The sequence below is a fragment of the Staphylococcus sp. EG-SA-15 genome (assembly GCF_017151895.1).
Lineage (GTDB): Bacteria > Bacillota > Bacilli > Staphylococcales > Staphylococcaceae > Staphylococcus > Staphylococcus aureus.
Map to the genome: position 1 here is coordinate 13555 of NZ_JACVZN010000032.1, position 20823 is coordinate 34377.

At 34.3% G+C, this 20823-nt stretch carries 17 protein-coding genes; 4 read left to right on the forward strand and 13 right to left on the reverse strand.

Annotation, left to right across the window (positions count from 1 at the left end; translation table 11 throughout):
- Positions 1-68 precede the first annotated feature (68 nt).
- Entirely contained in the window at positions 69-563 is a 495-nt protein-coding gene (locus IDG64_RS11860; RefSeq protein WP_000603755.1) for an isoprenylcysteine carboxyl methyltransferase family protein, read from the forward strand.
- Positions 564-923: 360 nt separating this feature from the next.
- Here the strand turns inward: IDG64_RS11860 and IDG64_RS11865 are convergent, their stop codons facing one another.
- The 8 genes from IDG64_RS11865 to IDG64_RS11900 form a co-directional block, all read right to left on the reverse strand.
- Positions 924-1892: a sugar phosphate isomerase/epimerase family protein gene (locus tag IDG64_RS11865; RefSeq protein WP_000690411.1), complete on the reverse strand. Its 969-nt coding sequence runs from the start codon at positions 1890-1892 to the stop codon at positions 924-926.
- A gap of 54 nt (positions 1893-1946) precedes the next feature.
- Positions 1947-2987 carry a Gfo/Idh/MocA family protein gene (locus IDG64_RS11870; RefSeq protein ID WP_000163819.1) on the reverse strand — a complete coding sequence of 347 codons (1041 nt, stop codon included), beginning with the start codon at positions 2985-2987 and terminating at the stop codon, positions 1947-1949.
- A gap of 24 nt (positions 2988-3011) precedes the next feature.
- Positions 3012-4088, reverse strand: coding sequence for a Gfo/Idh/MocA family protein (locus IDG64_RS11875; protein ID WP_000153482.1), 1077 nt, complete (start codon positions 4086-4088; stop codon positions 3012-3014).
- A 73-nt stretch (positions 4089-4161) separates the two neighbouring features.
- Positions 4162-5001, reverse strand: a complete 840-nt coding sequence (locus IDG64_RS11880) for a sugar ABC transporter permease (RefSeq protein ID WP_000162661.1) — start codon at positions 4999-5001, stop codon at positions 4162-4164.
- Between the two features lies 1 nt (position 5002).
- Positions 5003-6271, reverse strand: a complete 1269-nt coding sequence (locus tag IDG64_RS11885) for a sugar ABC transporter permease (RefSeq protein WP_000166892.1) — start codon at positions 6269-6271, stop codon at positions 5003-5005.
- Between the two features lie 2 nt (positions 6272-6273).
- The gene (locus IDG64_RS11890; RefSeq protein WP_000034965.1) at positions 6274-7545 is read right to left on the reverse strand and encodes a maltodextrin ABC transporter substrate-binding protein; all 1272 of its coding nucleotides are present in this window, start codon (positions 7543-7545) and stop codon (positions 6274-6276) included.
- 12 nt (positions 7546-7557) lie between these two features.
- Positions 7558-8655 carry an ABC transporter ATP-binding protein gene (locus IDG64_RS11895; RefSeq protein WP_000818910.1) on the reverse strand — a complete coding sequence of 366 codons (1098 nt, stop codon included), beginning with the start codon at positions 8653-8655 and terminating at the stop codon, positions 7558-7560.
- A gap of 383 nt (positions 8656-9038) precedes the next feature.
- Positions 9039-9617, reverse strand: a complete 579-nt coding sequence (locus IDG64_RS11900; RefSeq protein WP_000166919.1) for a M23 family metallopeptidase — start codon at positions 9615-9617, stop codon at positions 9039-9041.
- 208 nt (positions 9618-9825) lie between these two features.
- Between IDG64_RS11900 and IDG64_RS11905 the strand changes: the two genes are divergently transcribed.
- Complete coding sequence (locus tag IDG64_RS11905) at positions 9826-10452, forward strand: FMN-dependent NADH-azoreductase (RefSeq protein WP_001151451.1); 627 nt, start codon at positions 9826-9828, stop codon at positions 10450-10452.
- Positions 10453-10640: 188 nt separating this feature from the next.
- Positions 10641-11414, forward strand: a complete 774-nt coding sequence (locus IDG64_RS11910) for a tandem-type lipoprotein (RefSeq protein ID WP_000643623.1) — start codon at positions 10641-10643, stop codon at positions 11412-11414.
- 297 nt (positions 11415-11711) lie between these two features.
- Here IDG64_RS11910 and ggt read toward each other — a convergent pair whose 3' ends face one another.
- Genes ggt through IDG64_RS11930 form a run of 4 tightly spaced genes read right to left on the reverse strand, consistent with a single transcriptional unit; the run spans position 11712 to position 18195 of the window.
- Entirely contained in the window at positions 11712-13718 is a 2007-nt protein-coding gene (gene ggt, locus IDG64_RS11915; RefSeq protein WP_000236408.1) for a gamma-glutamyltransferase, read from the reverse strand.
- Positions 13719-13755: 37 nt separating this feature from the next.
- The gene (locus IDG64_RS11920; protein ID WP_000720805.1) at positions 13756-15531 is read right to left on the reverse strand and encodes an ABC transporter substrate-binding protein; all 1776 of its coding nucleotides are present in this window, start codon (positions 15529-15531) and stop codon (positions 13756-13758) included.
- Positions 15532-15547: 16 nt separating this feature from the next.
- Complete coding sequence (locus tag IDG64_RS11925) at positions 15548-16711, reverse strand: ABC transporter permease (RefSeq protein ID WP_000240104.1); 1164 nt, start codon at positions 16709-16711, stop codon at positions 15548-15550.
- Positions 16712-16716: 5 nt separating this feature from the next.
- Positions 16717-18195 (reverse strand): ABC transporter permease, encoded by a 1479-nt coding sequence (locus IDG64_RS11930; protein ID WP_001814557.1) that lies wholly within the window; start codon positions 18193-18195, stop codon positions 16717-16719.
- On the opposite strand from IDG64_RS11930, the gene IDG64_RS11935 reads away from it, so the two are divergent.
- Positions 18152-19744: an ABC transporter ATP-binding protein gene (locus IDG64_RS11935; RefSeq protein WP_000067347.1), complete on the forward strand. Its 1593-nt coding sequence runs from the start codon at positions 18152-18154 to the stop codon at positions 19742-19744. The genes IDG64_RS11930 and IDG64_RS11935 overlap by 44 nt on opposite strands.
- A 263-nt stretch (positions 19745-20007) precedes the next feature.
- Here the strand turns inward: IDG64_RS11935 and IDG64_RS11940 are convergent.
- Positions 20008-20823, reverse strand: an 816-nt coding sequence (locus IDG64_RS11940) for an RES family NAD+ phosphorylase (protein WP_206171328.1), incomplete at its 5' end; no start/stop codon positions are given.

Consider the following 20823-nt stretch of genomic DNA (forward strand, 5'->3'; position numbering starts at 1 on the left):
TTATCTATAAAATACTTTATGTTGTCAAAATCAACGCTTATACATATGACATAATGACGGAGGACATCATGATTTTATCTATATTACTTATCTTTTTCTGTATCAGACTTGTCAGCTTAAAGATATCTATTAATCACTCAAAACAATTAAAAGCAGACGGTGCAGTTGAATATGGCGTTAAAAATTCGAAGTTTTTAGCAATAACACACGTTTTAATTTATGTATTGGCTGGTGTAGAGGCATTTATTAATAAAGATACATTTAGCTTTGCAAATGGTATTGGCTTAGTTATATTAATCTTTGCTTATATCATGTTATTTATGGTTATTAAAACTTTAGGTGGTATTTGGACATTAAAATTATTCATTTTACCTAACCATCCTATTATTAAATCTGGATTATATAAAATTACAAAACACCCAAATTACTTCTTAAACATCATTCCTGAATTAATCGGTGTATTATTATTAACACACGCAACATATACAACTATTTTATTAGTACCGTATGCGTATTTCTTATATGTACGTATTAAACAAGAAGAGAAATTAATGAATATTTAAAAAGATGAAAGCCTGTCATCACATTAGTCGACATCGACGTCCATCTTTAAAGTGCGTTCTGAAATATTATATTCAGAAACCTTTAAAGTATGTCGTGTCTATGACCATTGTGACAACAGGCTTTTTTATTATCATATACCTCACTATTGAAAAGCTTATATACTCTTTTCAATGATTCGGATTGTTACTGTGAATGGGTATGACCATCGCTATATACTTATATAAAGTACACCTTCTTTACAAACAATGAACTTGATTTAAGGTGTGAAATTTTTGGCAATGGCTTGGCGACATATGCATTTATTCAACACTGCCACCAGTCTTACTTCAGACAAACTTCAGACTAACCTCGCGTTCGTATTATGCCCACCACATGTCTGCTGGCTTGTCGTAAATATTAACAGATTTCAAAGTTTGACAAGCTTTTTGGAAACCTTCTTCTACTGACATAATAGGATCTTCATGTTCAATACTTAATACATAATCATATCCATTAATAATAAGTTGACTTATGATATCTGCCCATACATATGGACTATGTCCATAACCAACTGTACGGAATGTCCATGCTCTTGTTGCAACGTTACCATATGGTTGCATATCAGTTAGACCATACATATTTACATTTTCTTGATTAATATACGTATCTTTAGCATGGAAGTGATGAATTGCATTTGCTTGGCCTAATATGCGAATCGCAGCAATTGGGTCAATACCTTGCCACCATAAATGACTAGGATCTAAGTTAGCACCGATATATTCATTTGTAGCTTCACGTAACTTCAACATCGTATATGGTGTATGAACTAAAAATCCTGCATGCAACTCTATGGCAATTTTTACATCTTGCTCTTTTGCAAACTCAGCTAAATCTTGCCAATATGGTATCAACTTTTCATTCCACTGATAATCATAAATTTCAGAGTAGGCTGTTGGCCAAGGTGTAACAGGCCAATTAGGCTTTTTAGCGGTATCATCTGATCCTGCAATGCCAGAAAATGTATTAACAACTGGCACGTCTAATAGATTTGCTAAACGGATTGTTTTACGTAACGTTTCATCGGCTTCTTTCGCTTCTGTCGGATCTGGAGAAATTGGATTGTTATGACAACTGAAACCACTTATTTGTAAGCCTCTGTCTGTGATTGACTTCATAAATGCTTGGCGCTTGTCTTCATTTTCTAACAACTCATCTAACTTACAAAATTTATCTCCTGGGTTACCACCTGTTCCAACTTCAATCATATCCAATCCAGATTCTGCGACATAATCTAACATATCTTCAAAATTTTTATCGTAAAATAATACTGAAAATACACCTATTTTCATTGAAAAGCACTCCTTCTTTTTATATTGAGAATTTTGTATTATATATAATAATCATTAAAGTTGTATGCTCTTGTTATCAAGATCGCTACGATAAATCGCTTCTATAAGGGCATTTACATTGCGTGCTTCTTCCGGTTTCACCACAATCTCTTCTATCCCTAAACACGCATTGACAAAGTTACGCGCCTGTCTCTCACCAGCAATGTCTTCGTTATGCTCAACATTAGCTTTGCTTTCAAAAATAGTTCCAAAGCGGGGCTCATATATTTCAAATGGAAATAAATTGATACCGCCATCTTCGCCTGATAAACTAACGTGCACCTTATCTTCCTTTATATTTGCAGACCACGAACATTCAAACTGCATGCTTGCTCGATTGGCAAATGTCATATAACTAGTAACATGATCATCGACATCAAATTTAGTATGATCAAATGTTCCCCAATCATTAATTTGATTCGGTTGTTTACTCAATTGATTATATGTTTTTCCTAGCACTTCATGCGGCACCATATCTTTACCTAATAGCCACAAAGATAAGTCTAACAAGTGGCAACCATAATCGATTAAACTACCGCCACCTTGCAACGCTTTATTGGTAAAAACACCCCACCCAGGTACTTTACGCCTACGCATCGCTTGTACACGTGCTACTAAAGGTTTACCAACCACACCTGCTTCAATTGCTTTTTTAGCAGTCATAGCGACATCTGTGTGACGATAATGATAAGCGATAGTTAATAATTTGTGATTTTTATTAGCCGCTTCAATCATGCGATCACACTCTTCCGTCGTCATTGCCATTGGCTTTTCGCATAAGACATGGACACCATGGTTCAATGCTTCTATAGAAAGATCAGCATGGAATTTATTGGGTGTACAAATGACCACCGCATCAACAAGTTTAAACAGCTCGCTAGGTGTCTCAACTGCCTGAGGTATATTAAAGCGCTTCGCAACATCAATCATCTGAACTGTATTAATATCTTGTACTGCAACTAATGAGACTGTGTCTTTGAGTTTCAGCAATGCTGGAATATGACGGTCTTGTGCAATGCCACCAACACCTATCACACCAACTTTTAATTTTGTCATGATGTGCCTCCTTACCGTATGATGTTATTCAAAGTAAATTGCTTTGCCTGATTTTGCAGACTGATAAATCGCTTCAAGAATTTTTGTAACTACCATTGCTTGTTCCGGTTTCACAACTGGTTCAGTATCATTTACAACTGCATCAATCCAAGCTTTTGCTTCTTCTTCAGCTTCATCCACTTCATTACCTTCATAAAAGTCGACGCCTTTGTTTTCCAATTCAACGTGTTTGGTATAAAGTGTACCCATGTCTTCACCATGAATACGTAGACCATCTTTCATATCAGCACCTGCTTTAGTTCCTGATAATGAACATTTTGCCTCATCCACTTCTAAAGAATTAATCGCCCAAGCGGATTCTAAAATGATCGTCGCTCCATTCTTCATTTTAATAAATCCAAACGCAGAATCTTCAACTGTAAATTCATCTGGATTCCATGAACCCCAAGCGTTTGCCGCATGATGCTGTTTATTTAATTTATGGAATGTTGAACCCATCACTGATTCTGGCTCATAATTATCCATCATCCATAACGTTAAATCTAAAGCGTGTGTACCGATATCGATTAATGGTCCTCCACCTTGAGCTTCTTCGTCTAGAAAGACACCCCATGTTGGTACTGCTCGACGACGAATGGCATGTGCCTTTCCGAAGTAAATGTCTCCTAAGTCGCCACGTTGCGCTGATTTATATAAAAATTGACTATCTGGTCTGAAGCGATTTTGATAACCTATTGTTAATTTTTTACCTGTTGATTTAGCTGTATCTATCATTTTTTGAGCTTCTGCTGTCGTTTTAGCCATTGGTTTTTCACACATCACATGTTTACCGGCATGCAACCCTGCTACAGTAATTTCACAATGCGAGTCATTTGGCGTACAAACATGGATAACATCAATCGTGTCATCTTTTAACAATGCTTTGTAATCATCATAAACCTTTGCATTGTCAGTTCCGTATGCTTCTGCCGCACTCGCTGCTTTCGAAATGTCTACGTCACAAAATGCGATCATTTCAACATTTTCAACTTTTTGTAAACTTGGCATGTGCTTGCCATTCGCAATACCACCACACCCAATGATTCCAACTTTAATCGTCATCATAACGTCCTCCTTTTAATCTTTATCGTCATTAGTGGTTCTTTATCAATTCTGCCCCACTCCTAATTTCAAACTAACCTTTTGTCGCACCTGTTGTTAAACCTGATACTAAATAGCGTTGCAAGAACAAGAATACGATTGCTATAGGTACTGCAATCATAATTGCCCCTGCTGCAAACACTGTGAAATTATTTGCATACTTATCATTAATAAAGTTGAACAATCCAACTGCTAATGTGAATTTTTCAGGACTTCTTAATAGTATTTTAGGTAATATAAAGTCCATAAATGGCCCCATAAAATTGAACAAAGCAACAACTGCTAAAATCGGCTTAGCTAATGGAAGCATAATTTGTAAGAAAATACGCATATGCCCTGCACCATCAATTTTGGCAGATTCATCAAGTTCTTTTGGAATCGTATCGAAGTAACCTTTCACTAAAAAGGCATTCATCGGTATTGATCCACCAATATATACCAGTGTTAGTCCAAATAAAGAATCTAATAATCCAATTGTATTTAGCAAAATATAGATTGCGACCATTGCCATTAATACAGGGAACATTTGTAAAATCAAAAATGTAATCAGCCCGTATTTACGACCAACAAAGCGATATCTAGAAAAAGCATATGCTGTTAACGTGACAAATATCACACTAAACAGTGCATTTGCAGATGCTACGATAAGCGTATTTTTATACCAAGTCAGGTATTGACTACTGTCATCGAATAGTAAGAATGCATAATTTTTAAATGTTGCATTGTCTGGTATCATTTTGGCACCATACAAGTTCGTACCTGGATTAAGGGAAATGCCAAATGTCCACAGTAGTGGATATAAAATGATGACAAACATCATCGCTATAAAACTGTAAATACCGATTGCTTTTAATATGTTTTTCTTCTTTGTCATCTTATAAACCTCCCTCATCTTTAAACGTACTTGTACGTCTGAATTGAATAAATGCGACAATAGCAACAATAAATCCAATAATTAATGACACAACTGCACCCATGTTGAAGTTGTTAAACTCAAATGTCAGATTATACACCCAAGATATCAAGATATCTGTACTACCAGCATTCTGTCCTGACACTGGTGGACCGCCTTTATTAAATAGATAAATAAGATTAAAATTATTGAAATTACCTGCATATTGCATAATTAACAATGGCGCTGTGGCGTAAATGACATGCGGGAATGTGATGTTTCTAAACTTTTGCCAACTAGACGCACCATCCATATCTGCTGCTTCGTACCAATCTGATGAAATACTTTGCAGTACTCCAGTGAACAGTGCAAAGACAAATGGGAATCCAAGCCATACTTGAATGCCGATTAATGCCACTTTTGCCCAAAACGGATCACTTAACCATGCTGGTGCTACACCTAATAAAGGTTGCAAAATATCATTATTTATCGCACCAAATTCATCATTAAATAACGCTACAAATATTAAAATTGTCACAAATGATGGTACAGCCCAAGGTAGGATTAACACAGTACGGATAAATTTCTTACCTTTGACGACAGGGTGATTTACAATAATTGCCAAAAACAGCCCTAATGCAATTTGAAGTGTCGTTGCAACAAGCGTCCATACTAATGTCCAAGTAATAACACTGAAAAATGTTTTACGCCAAACGCCAATTGTGAATAACGTTTTAAAGTTATCTAAACCAACCCATTCTAATGTGTGTCTCGGAGGCGCGTTGTATAAATTGTAATTTGTAAATGCTACTCCAAACATAAATATTAATGGAAATACAACTACAAATATCAATAAGAATGTACCTGGTGAGATTAATAAGTATGGGAACGTCTTGTCCCATGTTGCAACCATACGTGCCTTCGGATCCTTTATTTCCTCATTGCGATTAAATCGTTCAGCATTACGATATGCATCTAAAATATTAATGACATATAGCATGATTGCAAAAGCAACGAGTAAGATAGAAATAATACCTTGTGCAAGTAAGACACGAGAATCGTCTAACTTAGGTACTGTCCCTAATGTGAACAATCCCCAAAAACCAATATTTAAAAAGCTATAAAATACAGAAATAAAACTGATGAAAAAGATAAAAAATATCGTCCCTTTAATGGGTCTTTTATTATAAAACTGTCCCAAACCAGGTATAACAGATAATAATGCCGCTAATTTAGGGTTACGTTTCGTCATAACTAATCTCCTTTCTTATCATTTTGTGACGGATGAAGAATCTTAATATTTTGCGTTATATCATTCGTCGCCTCATCTAACGCTTGTTTAGGATTCTTACCATTTGAGATAAATATGCTTGCATTGCCCATTGGCTCCCAAACTTGTCGCATTTCAGGAATATTAGGCATCGGTTCAGCATGACGTGCTTGCTTTTCAAACACTTTTAAATTTGGATTAGATGATTTCACGTCAACACGTCCAGTAATTTCGCTCATTTCATCTGTATATTTTTGTAATGTATCTTTACTAGTGATATACAGCATTAAATCTTTAGCCCAATACTTATGTTTACTATATTCAGATAAATACCAACCACGTACACCGAGAAATGGTTTCATAGGTTTGCCACCATCTGTAGGTAATGTTGTTACTCCTAAATCTTTACCAAACGTTTCTTGATATTCATTAATGTTCCACGGTCCAGTGACAAATTGTCCTACTTTTCCTTCTTTAAAAAGACCAATCATGACATCATGTGTTGCTGCCTTAGGAAGATACCCTTTGTCGTACCATTTTTGTAATCGTTCAGCATTCTTGACGACATGTTTTGAATTTAGTCCTAGCTGATGAATATCATATTCACTGCCATTTTTCTTGAAAATATAATCATCATTGCCGAATAAAAACGGATAATTAAAATAGAAATTTTTAGCATCAAATAACATACCGTATTGTTTCTTTTTACTATCAGTTAGCTTGGCAGCATTAGCTTCAACTTCTTCTAACGTTTGCGGTGCATTTTTCACTAATTTTTTATTATAGAAAAGTGCGGTTGTTTCTACGATAGCTGGCAATGCTAGTTGCTTATTGTCATAATTCATCGCTTTAAGTGCTTGCTTATTGAAACCTTTCAACTCATCTTTTGATAATTTGATTTCAGCAGCTAAGCCTTGTAGATAGGCACTTCCAGTATTATCATGTGCTAAGAAAAAGATATCTGGACCTTTTCCTGCAGGAGCGTCTAGCGAAATATTTTCTAGTTGATCATTTTGACCAATATTTACAAGCTTTACTTTGATGCCGGTTTTTTTAGTATATTGATTCGTAATTTTTTTATAAAACGCCATTTGCTTGTCGCCATCCACCCACATCGTAAGTTGGTTAGGCTTGTCTTTAGAATTATCTTTATTCAATGCTTTATCAATATCTTCTTTCGAACGATTAGGGCCACATGCAGTTACGATTAATAACATTACCACGGCTAACGTGATACATTTTAAAATTTTAGACATGAATACTCCCCCTTAGACGATACGATTTCCTGTTTTTTCATCAAAAAAGTGACACTTATTCATATCAAATGCTAGTGTAATCTTGTCGTTCGTCATCACTTGGGTTCTTGAATCTAATTTAGAAATCAATTCCATTCCTTGGAATGTACTATGTACCATGATTTCTGAACCTAACAGTTCGGATACAACTACTTCAGATTCAAATTGTGTCTCTGGAGAAGTTTGAATAAATATTGGTTCTTCATGAATGTCTTCAGCTCGAATACCTAAAATAATTTCCTTGTCTAAGTAGCCAGCAGCTTTTAACTTTTCAAATTTTTTATTATGTAATTTAAAATGGTGTGCTCCTACCTTCAATCCGTCCATTTCAACTGTAGCATTCAACATATTCATTGCTGGTGAGCCGATAAATTGCGCCACAAATATGCAATTAGGGGCATCATATATTTCTCTAGGTGTGCCGACTTGCATAATGTCGCCATCTTTCAAAACAACAATTCGACTAGCCATCGTCAATGCTTCAGTTTGATCATGTGTAACATAAATTGTCGTAGTATTAAGTCGCTTATGTAATTTCAATATTTCTGTGCGCATTTGTACTCGAAGCTTCGCATCAAGATTCGATAATGGTTCATCCATTAAAAAGACTTTCGCATCCCTAACAATAGCTCTGCCCAAAGCAACACGTTGACGCTGTCCACCAGATAACGCTTTTGGTTTACGACCAAGATACTCAGTTAATCCTAATATTTCAGCTGCTTCATTGACTTTTTGTTCAATCTCTTTTTTATTTACTTTACGTAGCTTTAGCCCAAATGCCATATTTTCAAAAACAGTCATATGTGGATATAATGCATAGTTTTGAAATACCATCGCAATATCTCTATTCTTTGGTTCAACATCGTTCATGCGTTCCCCATCAATATAAAAATCTCCAGATGTGATAGACTCTAGTCCAGCAACCATTCGTAATGTTGTTGATTTACCACATCCCGATGGTCCAACAAATACAATGAATTCTTTGTCAGTAATATGTAGATTAAAATCTTTCACTACAGTATTGTTGTTATCATACGTCTTTTTAATATGCTCTAACTTTAGTTCTGCCATGTTATGCCTCCCATACTTTGTTTACAGTTTGATTGTGCAATACACTTTGTGAAAACGTTTGCACAAATACTTACATAAATCATATATTCAGTCATTATTAATGTCAATCATAAATTGTAAACGTTTACATTACTGTCAGAATTAAACTTTTATACAGAAAATTGATATAGTGCACAACTATTTTCTAGTGTGACAATAATGTTTTTTTATGTGCGATATTTCACTGCCAATGCTAACAACCTTGTCTTACATTTTAAGTAATATCTAAATCAAACAAGTATGACTTAGCATTACGATTTTCATTGAAAAAAGCAACCATTATGTAAGTATCATACTCACACAATGATTGCTTAATTTTTTAGACTGCGGGCACCCTTCTATAACTACAAATCATATAGGCTACGTTCCCCATCAGGTAACTGATCGATAAACGGTTTTGGATCTTCTGCATATGCATTACCTACGCCACCCTTCATTCTTTGAAAATGTAAATGTGCGCCTGTCGTTTGTTTACCTGTATTGCCTGAATATGCAATAATATCACCTGCTTTGACTCGATCACCTACTTTGACATTATATTTGTCTAAGTGTAGATACCACTGGTGATATTCTCCATTGTCTTCGGCAATCTGTAATACCTTGCCGCCCAATTCATTATTAAAGATACGTGTTACTTTACCATTCGTCGGCGCTTTAATTGGTGTACCTTTTGGCAATGCAAAATCAATGCCATAATGCTTACCATCAAATGGTGAATGTTGATATTTACCAAAAGTCTCAGTAATCCGACTCCCTCTAAAAAAGTCTTCCCATTTTGAGTGTCCTTGTCCTTTATGATTTTGTGTCAATTTATCGGTATATTGGTTAAACCATTTTTGAATGTCATCTATATAAATAATCGTAAATAATAGTGAAAGAAAAATGATAATTGTTGCCAAAATACGTTTTGGTCGCTTTGTCATAGTGGCATCCATCCTTCATATATTTTGGGTATTAAGTATATATTCTAAATCAACTATTTCATAATTAAATGCACTCATACTTTAGTAGTACTGCCAAATATAGATGAAGAAAATGATGGTAATTTGAATATTTTTATTGATATCAAATTTTATATCTAATATAATAATTATACTCAAGAAAATAACAGAAACAGAGGAGAATTTTCAAATGGCAAAAGTATTATATATTACAGCACACCCTTTTAATGAACTGGTATCAAATTCTATGGCGGCTGGTAAAGCATTTATCGAAACATATCAACAACAACATCCTGATGATGAAGTGAAACATATTGATTTATTTGAAACTTATATTCCAGTTATTGACAAAGATGTATTAACTGGTTGGGGAAAAATGAGTAATGGCGAAACGTTAACTGATGATGAACAAATGAAAGTTTCAAGATTGAGTGACATTTTAGAAGAATTTTTAAGTGCAGATAAATATGTATTTGTAACGCCTATGTGGAACCTTTCTTTCCCACCTGTAGTTAAAGCATATATTGATGCTATTTCAATTGCAGGTAAAACTTTTAAATATTCTGCTGAAGGACCTCAAGGTTTGTTAACTGACAAAAAAGTATTACACATTCAATCACGTGGTGGATATTATACTGAAGGACCTGCTGCTGATTTTGAAATGGGTGACCGTTATTTAAGAACAATTATGACATTCTTAGGTGTGCCATCATATGAAACAATCATTATTGAAGGACACAATGCTGAACCTCATAAGACTGAAGAAATTAAAGCAACTAGTATTAATAATGCTGAAAAATTAGCAACTACATTTTAAATTTTTAATTACACTGTGTGACTCCTCAACGTCATGCAGTTTTTTATTGTATCTCTTTTCCGCTTTTTATAAATATCTATTATTTTCATAAATTTAAAATTTGATATTCACTTTAATACTGATGTAAATATTTTTCAAAATATATTATTATAGTGTTAATGAAGTATTTTGAGAAACGGTGGGAATGTATGAAAGCACATAAAATTTTCTGGTTAAACTTAGCAGCAATTATTATTATTTCAATTGTAGTCAGTGGCGGTATGTTTTTGGCAATGAAGTGGGAACAAATTCATTTGAAAGATGGTCTTAAAAAAGTACTAAGTACGTATCCTATTAAAAACTTAGAAACGCTTTATGAAATTGATGGTCACGATAATCCCCATTATGAAAATAATGATCAAGACACATGGTATATAGAATCCTCTTATTCAGTTGTTGGATCAGATGAGCTTTTAAAAGAAGACCGTATGTTGTTAAAGGTAGATAAGAACACACATAAAATAACTGGTGAATATGACACAACTACAAACGATAGAAAAAATGCTACTGACTCGACATACAAAAGTTATCCAGTAAAAGTAGTTAATAATAAAATCGTTTTCACAAAAGACGTAAAAGATCCCGCGCTGAAACAAAAAATCGAAAACAATCAATTTTTGATTCAAAGTGGTGATTTAACAAGCATTTTAAATAGCAATGATTTGAAAGTCACACATGATCCTACCACTGATTATTATAATTTATCTGGTAAGTTGTCGAATGATAATCCAAACGTTAAACAATTAAAACGTAGATATAATATTCCCAGAAATGCATCAACAAAGGTGGAATTAAAGGGAATGAGTGATTTAAAAGGCAATAATCATCAAGATCAGAAACTTTATTTTTATTTTTCAAGTCCTGGAAAAGACCAAATTATATACAAAGAAAGCCTTACTTATAATAAATTAAGTGAACATTAATACTTATGATGTAATTATAGAAATAACCAAATCATTTATTAAAATCACACATTATAAAAACGCCTCACATCATTCATTTAATTGTACCGAATCACATCAAGTTAGATTTTAGACTAACTATTGTGGTGTACATCAAAAACGAATTTGTGGGGCGTTTTATATTTTACAAAGGCGACTAGCGTTTCTTATAACAACTTCAACATTACTACACTCAAGCATCACTCTAAAGTTTGAAATCGAACCCTTTCGTTCAACAAAAATCAAAATCCACTTCAAACTATATATCAAATACATAAATTATCTTGTGATACTATCTCGATCATATCTATAGTATGCATTTGTGTTTGCTTTCACTGAATGATATGTTTCATCAGTTAAGTATAAACTGTCATCCTTTAAGGTAACTTGATAACCTTTCTTCCGTGCCAACCAGGCAATATCTATATAATTTTTTCCGGCGATTTCATAACTTCTTAAATCTTCAATATGCACACTAACTTCAGGGAAAATGATTCTAATAACACTTTCATCAACCCAATATTTGTCATGCATCCACCGCACTTGTTCAGCATATAATGGCAACTGCATATCATTGAAATATACTCGATGGGTGTCATTATCGTATATTTTCGGACTAGGTAATGGTTGTTTTCTAATTGATAATACATCGCCACCTATCACTGTGCCTTCCCTCGTATCATCAGCACCTCCCGACGCGTCACGTGTATTCAAGTCAACCTGTAACCCATGTACATCTCCAATATAGGCATCTGGTTTATGTTCCATTGCATGTCCACGTGCAATCAATGCTAATATTGTAGATTGTGAAAATTGAGGCTCCCATTCAATGCGATTAGGATGGCTACTATAAATTCTAGGTTCATCTATAGCCTGCTGAATATCCATGCCAAACACTAATACATTGATTAATGTTTGCGCAACACTAGCAATGATACTTATGGCACCAGGTGCACCTACTGTTAATATCGGCTTCCCGTGATGCATCACAATCGTTGGAGCCATGTTACTTAGTGGTCGTTTATATGGTGCAATTTCGTTAATACCACCATCTACTACATCAAAACCATCCATTGTGGTATTCAATAACACGCCGTACCCTGGAATCGTAATACCCGATCCGTAAATCATACCGATTGATGTCGTAAATGAAGCAATATTACCTTCCTTATCAATCACACAAAAATGAGTTGTTTCGGTATGATTTTCTTCAACATCTGTATGACTAATGCAATCAGACACAACACCATGCTCTATATCAATATTTGCTTTATTGCTATCAATGAGCGTACTGCGTGCTTTTAAATAATCGTCATCAATTAATGACTGTACAGGCACCTCATGAAAATTATCATCCGCCAAGTATTGCGCGCGATCACTATATGCTAAATGCATCGCTTGTATCAAATGATGCAAGTAATCGACAGATCTTGGACCCATAGATGGTAAATCGACATGTTCTAATAACTTCAATATTTGAATTACCGTGATACCGCCAGAACTAGATGGTCCCATTGAATAAATGTCATAGTCTTTAAATGTTGCACTGATTGGCGCTTTAATCTGAATGTCATATTTGGCTAGATCCTCTAAAGTGATTGTCCCACCACATGCTTTGACAACATTGACTAATTGTTTCGCAATGTCACCTTTATAAAATGCATTAAACCCTTGTTCTCTTAATATTTGAAATGTCTTACCTAATTCGGGTTGTACAATCCAATCACCTTCACGCCAATATTGATTTTCATGCGTAAATACTTGTGCCGTTTCATAATACTTTGTCAATCGTGCGTGTTGCTGGCGCGAATATTTTTCAGTAGCCCAATTGGCTGCATGACCTTCAATAGCTAGTTCAATTGCAGGATTAATTAAATCTTCCAATGACAACTTAGCATAACGCTTGTGAATATAATCAAACAGCTTTGGAATTGCTGGCACAGCGACAGTTTTACCATGTGTAGTCATATCAAAAAATGATTTATATTCGCCTGAATCATCTAGATAAAATTGTTTATCTACATGTGCAGGGGCTGTCTCACGCGCATCAAACGCAGTTATACTGCCAGTACTTTGCTCATAATATAGCAAATACCCGCCACCACCAATACCTGATGCAAATGGTTCTACCACATTCAATGCCAGTTGAATTGCAATCACTGCATCCATGGCGTTGCCACCTTGATCTAATACATCCTTACCAATTTTAGCCGCAAGAGGATGTGATACGGAAATTAACCCTTCTTTAGATGTTTTTGTCTGTTTGTCATTTAAGTTAATGACCATACTATATCCTCCTACTTTCTGTTAAATATTTAAAACATTATTGATTGATGGCTTTTTCTACTTTTTCTAAATCTTGACGTTGCTCGTTACCAGTATCGACAAGTGGTGTAATCGGTGATGCAATTTTAAATTTATCGCCACGATAAAACTTAATAAATTGATCCTGATCTATCGCATTAACTACTGCTTGTCTCAAGTTTGGATGCGTCATAAATATACCTTTTTTAATATTTAGCATTAAAAAGACTGACTTGCGTCCATTTTTGCGAATAATGCTTAAATTTTTATCCGACTTAATTAAATCAAAATGTTTTTGATTCACATCTGCCAACATATCAATTGAATGATTTCTAAGTTCTGACAATGCATTATTCGGGTCACCATTAAACTTCAATGTAATATTTTTAATTTTAGCTGGTCCATAACTACCTTTTTCTGTTTCGTTGAATCCTGGATTACGTTGAAACGTTGCTTGATATGCATTTTTCTGTGTCATAATGTATGCGCCACTTGCATACAGCGCATTTTTCCAATCTGAATTTGCAGGAATTGTACTGCTATCCCCATATCCTTTTGGATATTCTTGATTTACTTGATTAACAAATTTTTTAGATAAAATGCCTGCCGAAGAGTGTGTTAAGTAATTTACCTCTCGAGGCATCGATTGATCTGTCGTAATTTTAACAATTTGATAAATACCGTCTTTATTATTTACTTTTTGACCATCTGTCGTTAACGATTTGACGTTATAAGCTTTAATCAACTTATCATAGATTGATTTATCGTCCTTGTCTTTCTCTTTACGCAACTGATCGATGTCCTCATCTTTTAATATCTTGATGTCATTTATATGTTTGTGCATATTGTAAGTATTATTGTTAGGCACAGACTTTTTATCACGTGCTCTATCTAAAGAAAACTTAACATCTTCAGCCGATACACGCTCTCCAGTATTACGTGCTTGTCCATTGACCACTTTCGCAAAATAATCATCATCTCTTAACAAGAAATAAAATGCTTTATTGTCCTTATTCACAGCATAATCATGACTTAACGAACCTTTCGTTGTTAAATGATCATTTTCATCTAATAATAATAACCTTGTGTACATATTCATATTAATTGAATATACTGACGGCGCAATTGAACGTATTGGATCCAATGTAGGAATTTCACCATCTTGTTGTGTCATCACAAGTGGCCGCGTATCTCGTTCTCTACTATTGTTGTAATCAAATTGTTGCCATATTAATGCACGTGAATTTGGCAATCCAACACTATTTTTATCTAACACTTTATTGTCATATACTAAATTCTTTTTTGATCCATATAAAGGCGCCATATACCCTTTATCAAATACAACTTCATCTTCAATTTGCTTATATGTTTGTTTAACATCTGCTTCATTTTGAGTAGAAGCTTTATTTAACAACTGGTCTACATGTTTATCTTTCAATAAACTATTTGATCCTGTAGAACTAAATAATGCCGTCATAGCATAGTTCGGGTCACCAAACACTGTCATCCAGTCATCAATTTGGATATCATAATTGCCGGCTTGACGTTGTGTACGATAGCTACCATAATCTGGTTGGATATTCATCTTCACGTTAAATCCTGCATTTTCCAATTGATCTTTAACGATATTCATATCATTTTCATAACTTGCTTGTCCTAGGAAATGTATTGTTGGTCGCTCGCCTTTCACTTCAACTTTCGATGACTTTTGAGCCACTTCTGATTTCGTAGGGACACCACAACCACTTAATACCAACGCTAAAACTATAATTGCGATACTAATGATTTTCTTCACATCTATCCCTACCTTTTTAATGAATTCTTGGATCTAGTGCATCACGCACTGCATCACCTATAAAATTAAATGCTAAAACGACGAACATAATACAAACACCAGGTACAATAGCTAAATTACTGTGCGTTTCCAAGTAGTTACTACCGGTACGTAAAATGTTGCCCCATTCAGCTACATCAGGTGCAACACCAAGTCCTAGGAAACTTAAACTACTTGTTGTTAATACAACCACACCTATATTTAATGAAAAACGTACAATCATAGGCGCAATCGCATTCGGTAAAATATAACGCCATATGATATTCCAAGTGTTTTCACCAGTGATACGTGCTGCATCTACATATTCCATGCGTTTAATTTCTAAAACACTGGCACGCATTGTCCGTGCAAATGATGGTATATTACCGATACTTAAAGCAATAATTAAATTTGGAATACTTGCTCCAAATGATGCAATAATTGCCACCGCTAACAATAATGATGGAATTGCAAACACTACATCTAAAATTCGCATTATTAAATTATCAATATGATTAAAATAACCTGCGATAGTGCCTAGTAACACACCAAAAATAACTGCAATAACTACTGAAATAATTGAAATTGAAAATGTCAGTTTCGTTCCGACAACTACGCGTGTAAATAAGTCTCTACCGAAATCATCAGTACCAAACGGATAGGCTAGACTCGGTCCATGTAACAGTGCATTGAACTGATTTTTAGTAGCCAATGTCGTATCAAATGTAAATTGTGACACAATTGATAATGTCAGCATGTAGACTAAAATAAGTAACCCGATAATCGCAATACGATGTCTAGTAGTTTTTCGTATAAACGATTCCCACCCGTTATAACTATGTATTTGCGATGTACGTTGGTAACGTCTAATACTTACAAACATTAATAATGTAAATACGTTGCCTGTTAATGTCATCAACAATAACAACACTTCGACGATACGTCGCCATAAGTCATGATGCTTCCATGTTTGTTCTGTTGTTAAAATGATAATTAAAATGATGGTTAAAACGATTAGCAATGTTTCAGCAATATAGAACGTATCGGCCACATAACCTTTAAAAAGATTTAATGCACTCGTTAATATAACTAAAATATAAGTTGCTATAGCATAACTTGCGAATAGTTTTAAGGAAGCTATCTTTGTTGTAAGTTTTACCATATGCCTCACTTCCTTTCGTTAATTTCACTACGTAATTTTGGATCGATTAAAGCATAAAATATATCAATAATTAAGTTTGCTAAAGATATTACAATTGATATATATACGACCCCACCCATGACTGCTGGGATATCAGGTATTAGTTGTTTTTGGACGATATAACGCCCGATACCATTAATGTTAAATACTTGTTCCGTCACTGCTGAACCGCCTAGTAACTCTGCCACTAGAAGACCAACTAACGTTACAATTGGAATAATGGCATTTTTCAAAATATGTTTAATAACAACTTGTGTCGTCGATAATCCTTTTGCATAAGCAGTTAAAACATAATCGCTGCGCATTACTTCAAGTACAGAAGACCTTGTCATACGCGTGATAGAAGCAGCAATACTTGTTCCAATGACAAGTACAGGTAAAATCAACGATATTGGATGTTCTGGCATATAAGATGGTGGCAAAATATCCAATTTCAATGAGAACGCTAAAATGAATAATAGCCCTTGCCAGAAACTTGGAATAGATAAACCAATTAATGCAATTATCATTAACGTGATATCAAGCCAACTATTTCGCTTCATCGCACTGATAATACCAATTGGTATTGCAATAATTAATGCCACAATTAGCGCTAATACTGCGACAATTATTGTAATTGGAATTCTTTCGCCAACTGCTTTAGTCACAACCTCATTCCCTTTGTAAGTCGTACCTAAGTCAAAGGTAAAAACACCCTTGATGGTATCCCACAATTGAATAAAATAAGGTTCGTTAAGATGATGTAATACATTGAATTGATGTATCTGTGCCTTTGTTGCATTTTGTCCCAGTATGCTATAAGCCGCATCAAGCGGTGAAAAATACAGAATGGTAAACACACTGACAATAACACCAATGATGACAATCACAGCCATGACAATTCGTTCAAAAATATATCTAACTAATGGCTGTAAATAAAAAGTCAATAAGATGAACATCGGCAAGGCCAATATCACTTTGATCATGATGAACTTATGAAATAATACATTTTCAAAGTATGTTGAAAAATGTGCTTGTTCAATATTCTTTGAACTCGTATTAGAACTTTGTGCCTTGAATATTTTTAATGCTTCTTTATGTATTTGTGTGGATGACTTTTGCTGCGATAAATATTTATATTTTTGATGTAACGCCTGTTCAATTTCTGAAATTTCAGAATTATTAGCGTAAAAATTTTTTCTCTTAGCAGAAAAGAAAAACTTTATCACTGCATATAAAAATATTGGCAAGCTTAATACCGATAATACAAACTTGTAAAATGCCTTGTGATACAACGACTTAAAAGATTCTAAATAAGTAATTATGATAATCACTCCTTGTAAAATAATCTTGAGTAGATTACTATGATATACAAAAGTATAGAATAAATTTACACATTTGTGAATAGGGAGGCACAACATCATGTCAAATTTATTAGAAGTCAACAGTCTGAATGTACAATTCAATTATGATGAAACTACAGTTCAAGCGGTAAAAAACGTCTCTTTCGAATTACGAAAAAAACATATCCTAGGTATTGTTGGTGAATCAGGATCAGGAAAAAGTATTACCGCTAAATCTATTTTAGGGCTACTACCAGATTATCCAGATCACACATTAACAGGAGAAATTATTTTTAATGGGCAATCGTTAAATAATTTATCAACTTCAGCGTTACAACAAATTCGAGGTAAGGATATTTCAATGATTTTTCAAGATCCACTCTCTTCGTTGAATCCAAGATTAACGATTGGCAAACAAATTACAGAAGTAATATTTCAACATAAACGTGTATCTAAATCTGAAGCAAAGTCGATGACAATAGACATTTTAGAAAAAGTAGGTATAAAACATGCAACTCGACAATTTGATGCTTATCCACATGAACTTTCTGGTGGTATGCGTCAACGTGTCATGATAGCAATGGCATTGATTTTAAAGCCACAAATTTTAATCGCAGATGAACCAACAACGGCATTAGATGCCAGTACACAAAATCAATTACTGCAGTTAATGAAGTCCCTTTATGAGTACACAGAAACGTCTATTATTTTTATCACTCACGATTTAGGTGCTGTGTATCAATTTTGCGACGATGTGATTGTAATGAAAGATGGAAGTGTCGTTGAAAGTGGCACGGTTGAAAGTATTTTTAAATCGCCACAACATACCTATACGAAACGCTTAATAGATGCAATTCCTGATATTCATCAAACGCGTCCGCCAAGATTGTTAAACAATGATATTTTATTAAAATTCGATCGTGTGAGCGTGGATTACAAGTCACCAAGTGGCAGCCTATACCGAGCAGTTAATGATATTAACTTGGCTATTAGAAAAGGCGAAACATTAGGCATTGTTGGTGAGTCAGGGTCAGGGAAATCGACATTAGCTAAGACGGTCGTCGGTCTAAAGGAAGTGTCAGAAGGCTTTATTTGGTATAACGAATTACCATTAAGTTTATTTAAAGATGATGAATTGAAATCTTTACGACAAGAGATACAAATGATTTTTCAAGATCCATTCGCATCTATTAATCCAAGATTTAAAGTCATTGATGTGATTAAACGACCACTAATCATTCATGGGAAAGTCAAAGATAATGATGACATTATTAAAACTGTCGTATCGTTGTTAGAAAAGGTTGGCCTAGATCAAAGTTTCTTATATCGCTATCCACACGAATTATCTGGTGGGCAACGTCAGCGTGTAAGTATCGCGAGAGCACTTGCTGTAGAACCTAAAGTGATTGTTTGCGACGAGGCAGTGTCCGCTTTAGACGTTTCAATTCAAAAAGATATCATCGAGTTATTAAAACAATTACAGTTAGACTTCGGCATCACTTATTTATTCATCACACATGACATGGGTGTTATCAATGAAATATGTGATCGCGTTGCAGTTATGAAAAATGGCGAAATCGTTGAACTGAATAACACAGAAGATATTATTAAACATCCGCAGTCAGACTATGCAAAGCAACTTATTTCAGAAGTAGCAGTTATTGCTAAATAAAAGTCATGCGTTGTGCAACTTTATCACTGTATGGTCTGAAATAAACGGGCAACCTCTGATGTGTTATGTTAGATGACTTTGTCATACTAACTATATTGTGCTAAGTTAGGGCTCGGCACCATATCAAGTTTTAAGTGCCTTGCCATGATTTAAGAGTCACCCCCATACTTTGGGCATTTTAACGCCAGAATAAATCCCCCGCCACTATGTGAAGTGCGGGGGATTATTTATATTTTATTAGAATATTCAGATTTCCGAGTGTGTCAACTTAGCTTAGTCAATGTATATTTAACATCACTTACTCTTTTTCTTTCATAATTAACACATTCAAATAAATTTTGATCAAAAAACACAAAGTTAAAAGTACCATCTTGCAATATGCTCTCATACATTATCCCGTCATATTTAAGGCTTCGAATATAATCAGCTAAATATTGAAATGGCAAATAATCTATTCCTTGTTCATCGCTTGGATTTGTTATTCCTTTATGAATCTTTTTTAATGTTTGGTGATTTACAAAATACTTTCTAAATCCATCATCGCCAGCTTTGATTGCATTACTAGTTAAATTAGTTAAATTCGCAATTTTCAATTTCTCTTTTGTAACGTTTTTTTGTAACTTAACCTTACCTATATAAATAATGTCATTATGCTTAGGTTTAACTTCTTCTATACTGACCTGTTCTTTTGTACTAAGGTATAATACGCTTATCCATTTAGAATTCAATCTTCCTGCCGTTGCAAATCCCTTTGGTGGTGACATTAGTTCACTTTTCTCTGTAATGAACTTAACTATTCTAGATCTATATAATGGTTCAAATCTTTCTCTAAATTCCTCAATACTATAGTAATTAGTAGTGATATCGAGAAAGAACGCTAAATTCTCTAAATTGATCATATTATTATGAAATCTATTTTTATACTTCAAGCTCTCACAAAATCCATCCCAGTCATTATTTGCTACAATTAGATTTTCATTTGTATATTTTTTATCTTTAATGATTTTAGCGCTTACTAAACCTTCCAACACCCGTCTATCTATATTTTCATCATCTTTAAAAAGTTCATTTAAAATACA

What these genes read in the sequence shown, in the direction of transcription:
- IDG64_RS11860 (WP_000603755.1), top strand. Translation starts at nt 69, where the DNA reads ATGATTTTATCTATATTACTTATCTTTTTCTGTATCAGACTTGTCAGC.
- IDG64_RS11935 (WP_000067347.1), top strand. Translation starts at nt 18,152, where the DNA reads ATGTCAAATTTATTAGAAGTCAACAGTCTGAATGTACAATTCAATTAT.
- IDG64_RS11880 (WP_000162661.1), bottom strand. Translation starts at nt 5,001, where the DNA reads ATGACAAAGAAGAAAAACATATTAAAAGCAATCGGTATTTACAGTTTT.
- IDG64_RS11900 (WP_000166919.1), bottom strand. Translation starts at nt 9,617, where the DNA reads ATGACAAAGCGACCAAAACGTATTTTGGCAACAATTATCATTTTTCTT.
- IDG64_RS11925 (WP_000240104.1), bottom strand. Translation starts at nt 16,711, where the DNA reads ATGGTAAAACTTACAACAAAGATAGCTTCCTTAAAACTATTCGCAAGT.
- IDG64_RS11885 (WP_000166892.1), bottom strand. Translation starts at nt 6,271, where the DNA reads ATGACGAAACGTAACCCTAAATTAGCGGCATTATTATCTGTTATACCT.
- IDG64_RS11875 (WP_000153482.1), bottom strand. Translation starts at nt 4,088, where the DNA reads ATGACGATTAAAGTTGGAATCATTGGGTGTGGTGGTATTGCGAATGGC.
- IDG64_RS11905 (WP_001151451.1), top strand. Translation starts at nt 9,826, where the DNA reads ATGGCAAAAGTATTATATATTACAGCACACCCTTTTAATGAACTGGTA.
- IDG64_RS11895 (WP_000818910.1), bottom strand. Translation starts at nt 8,655, where the DNA reads ATGGCAGAACTAAAGTTAGAGCATATTAAAAAGACGTATGATAACAAC.
- ggt (WP_000236408.1), bottom strand. Translation starts at nt 13,718, where the DNA reads ATGGTCATTAACTTAAATGACAAACAGACAAAAACATCTAAAGAAGGG.
- IDG64_RS11870 (WP_000163819.1), bottom strand. Translation starts at nt 2,987, where the DNA reads ATGACAAAATTAAAAGTTGGTGTGATAGGTGTTGGTGGCATTGCACAA.
- IDG64_RS11910 (WP_000643623.1), top strand. Translation starts at nt 10,641, where the DNA reads ATGAAAGCACATAAAATTTTCTGGTTAAACTTAGCAGCAATTATTATT.
- IDG64_RS11865 (WP_000690411.1), bottom strand. Translation starts at nt 1,892, where the DNA reads ATGAAAATAGGTGTATTTTCAGTATTATTTTACGATAAAAATTTTGAA.
- IDG64_RS11890 (WP_000034965.1), bottom strand. Translation starts at nt 7,545, where the DNA reads ATGTCTAAAATTTTAAAATGTATCACGTTAGCCGTGGTAATGTTATTA.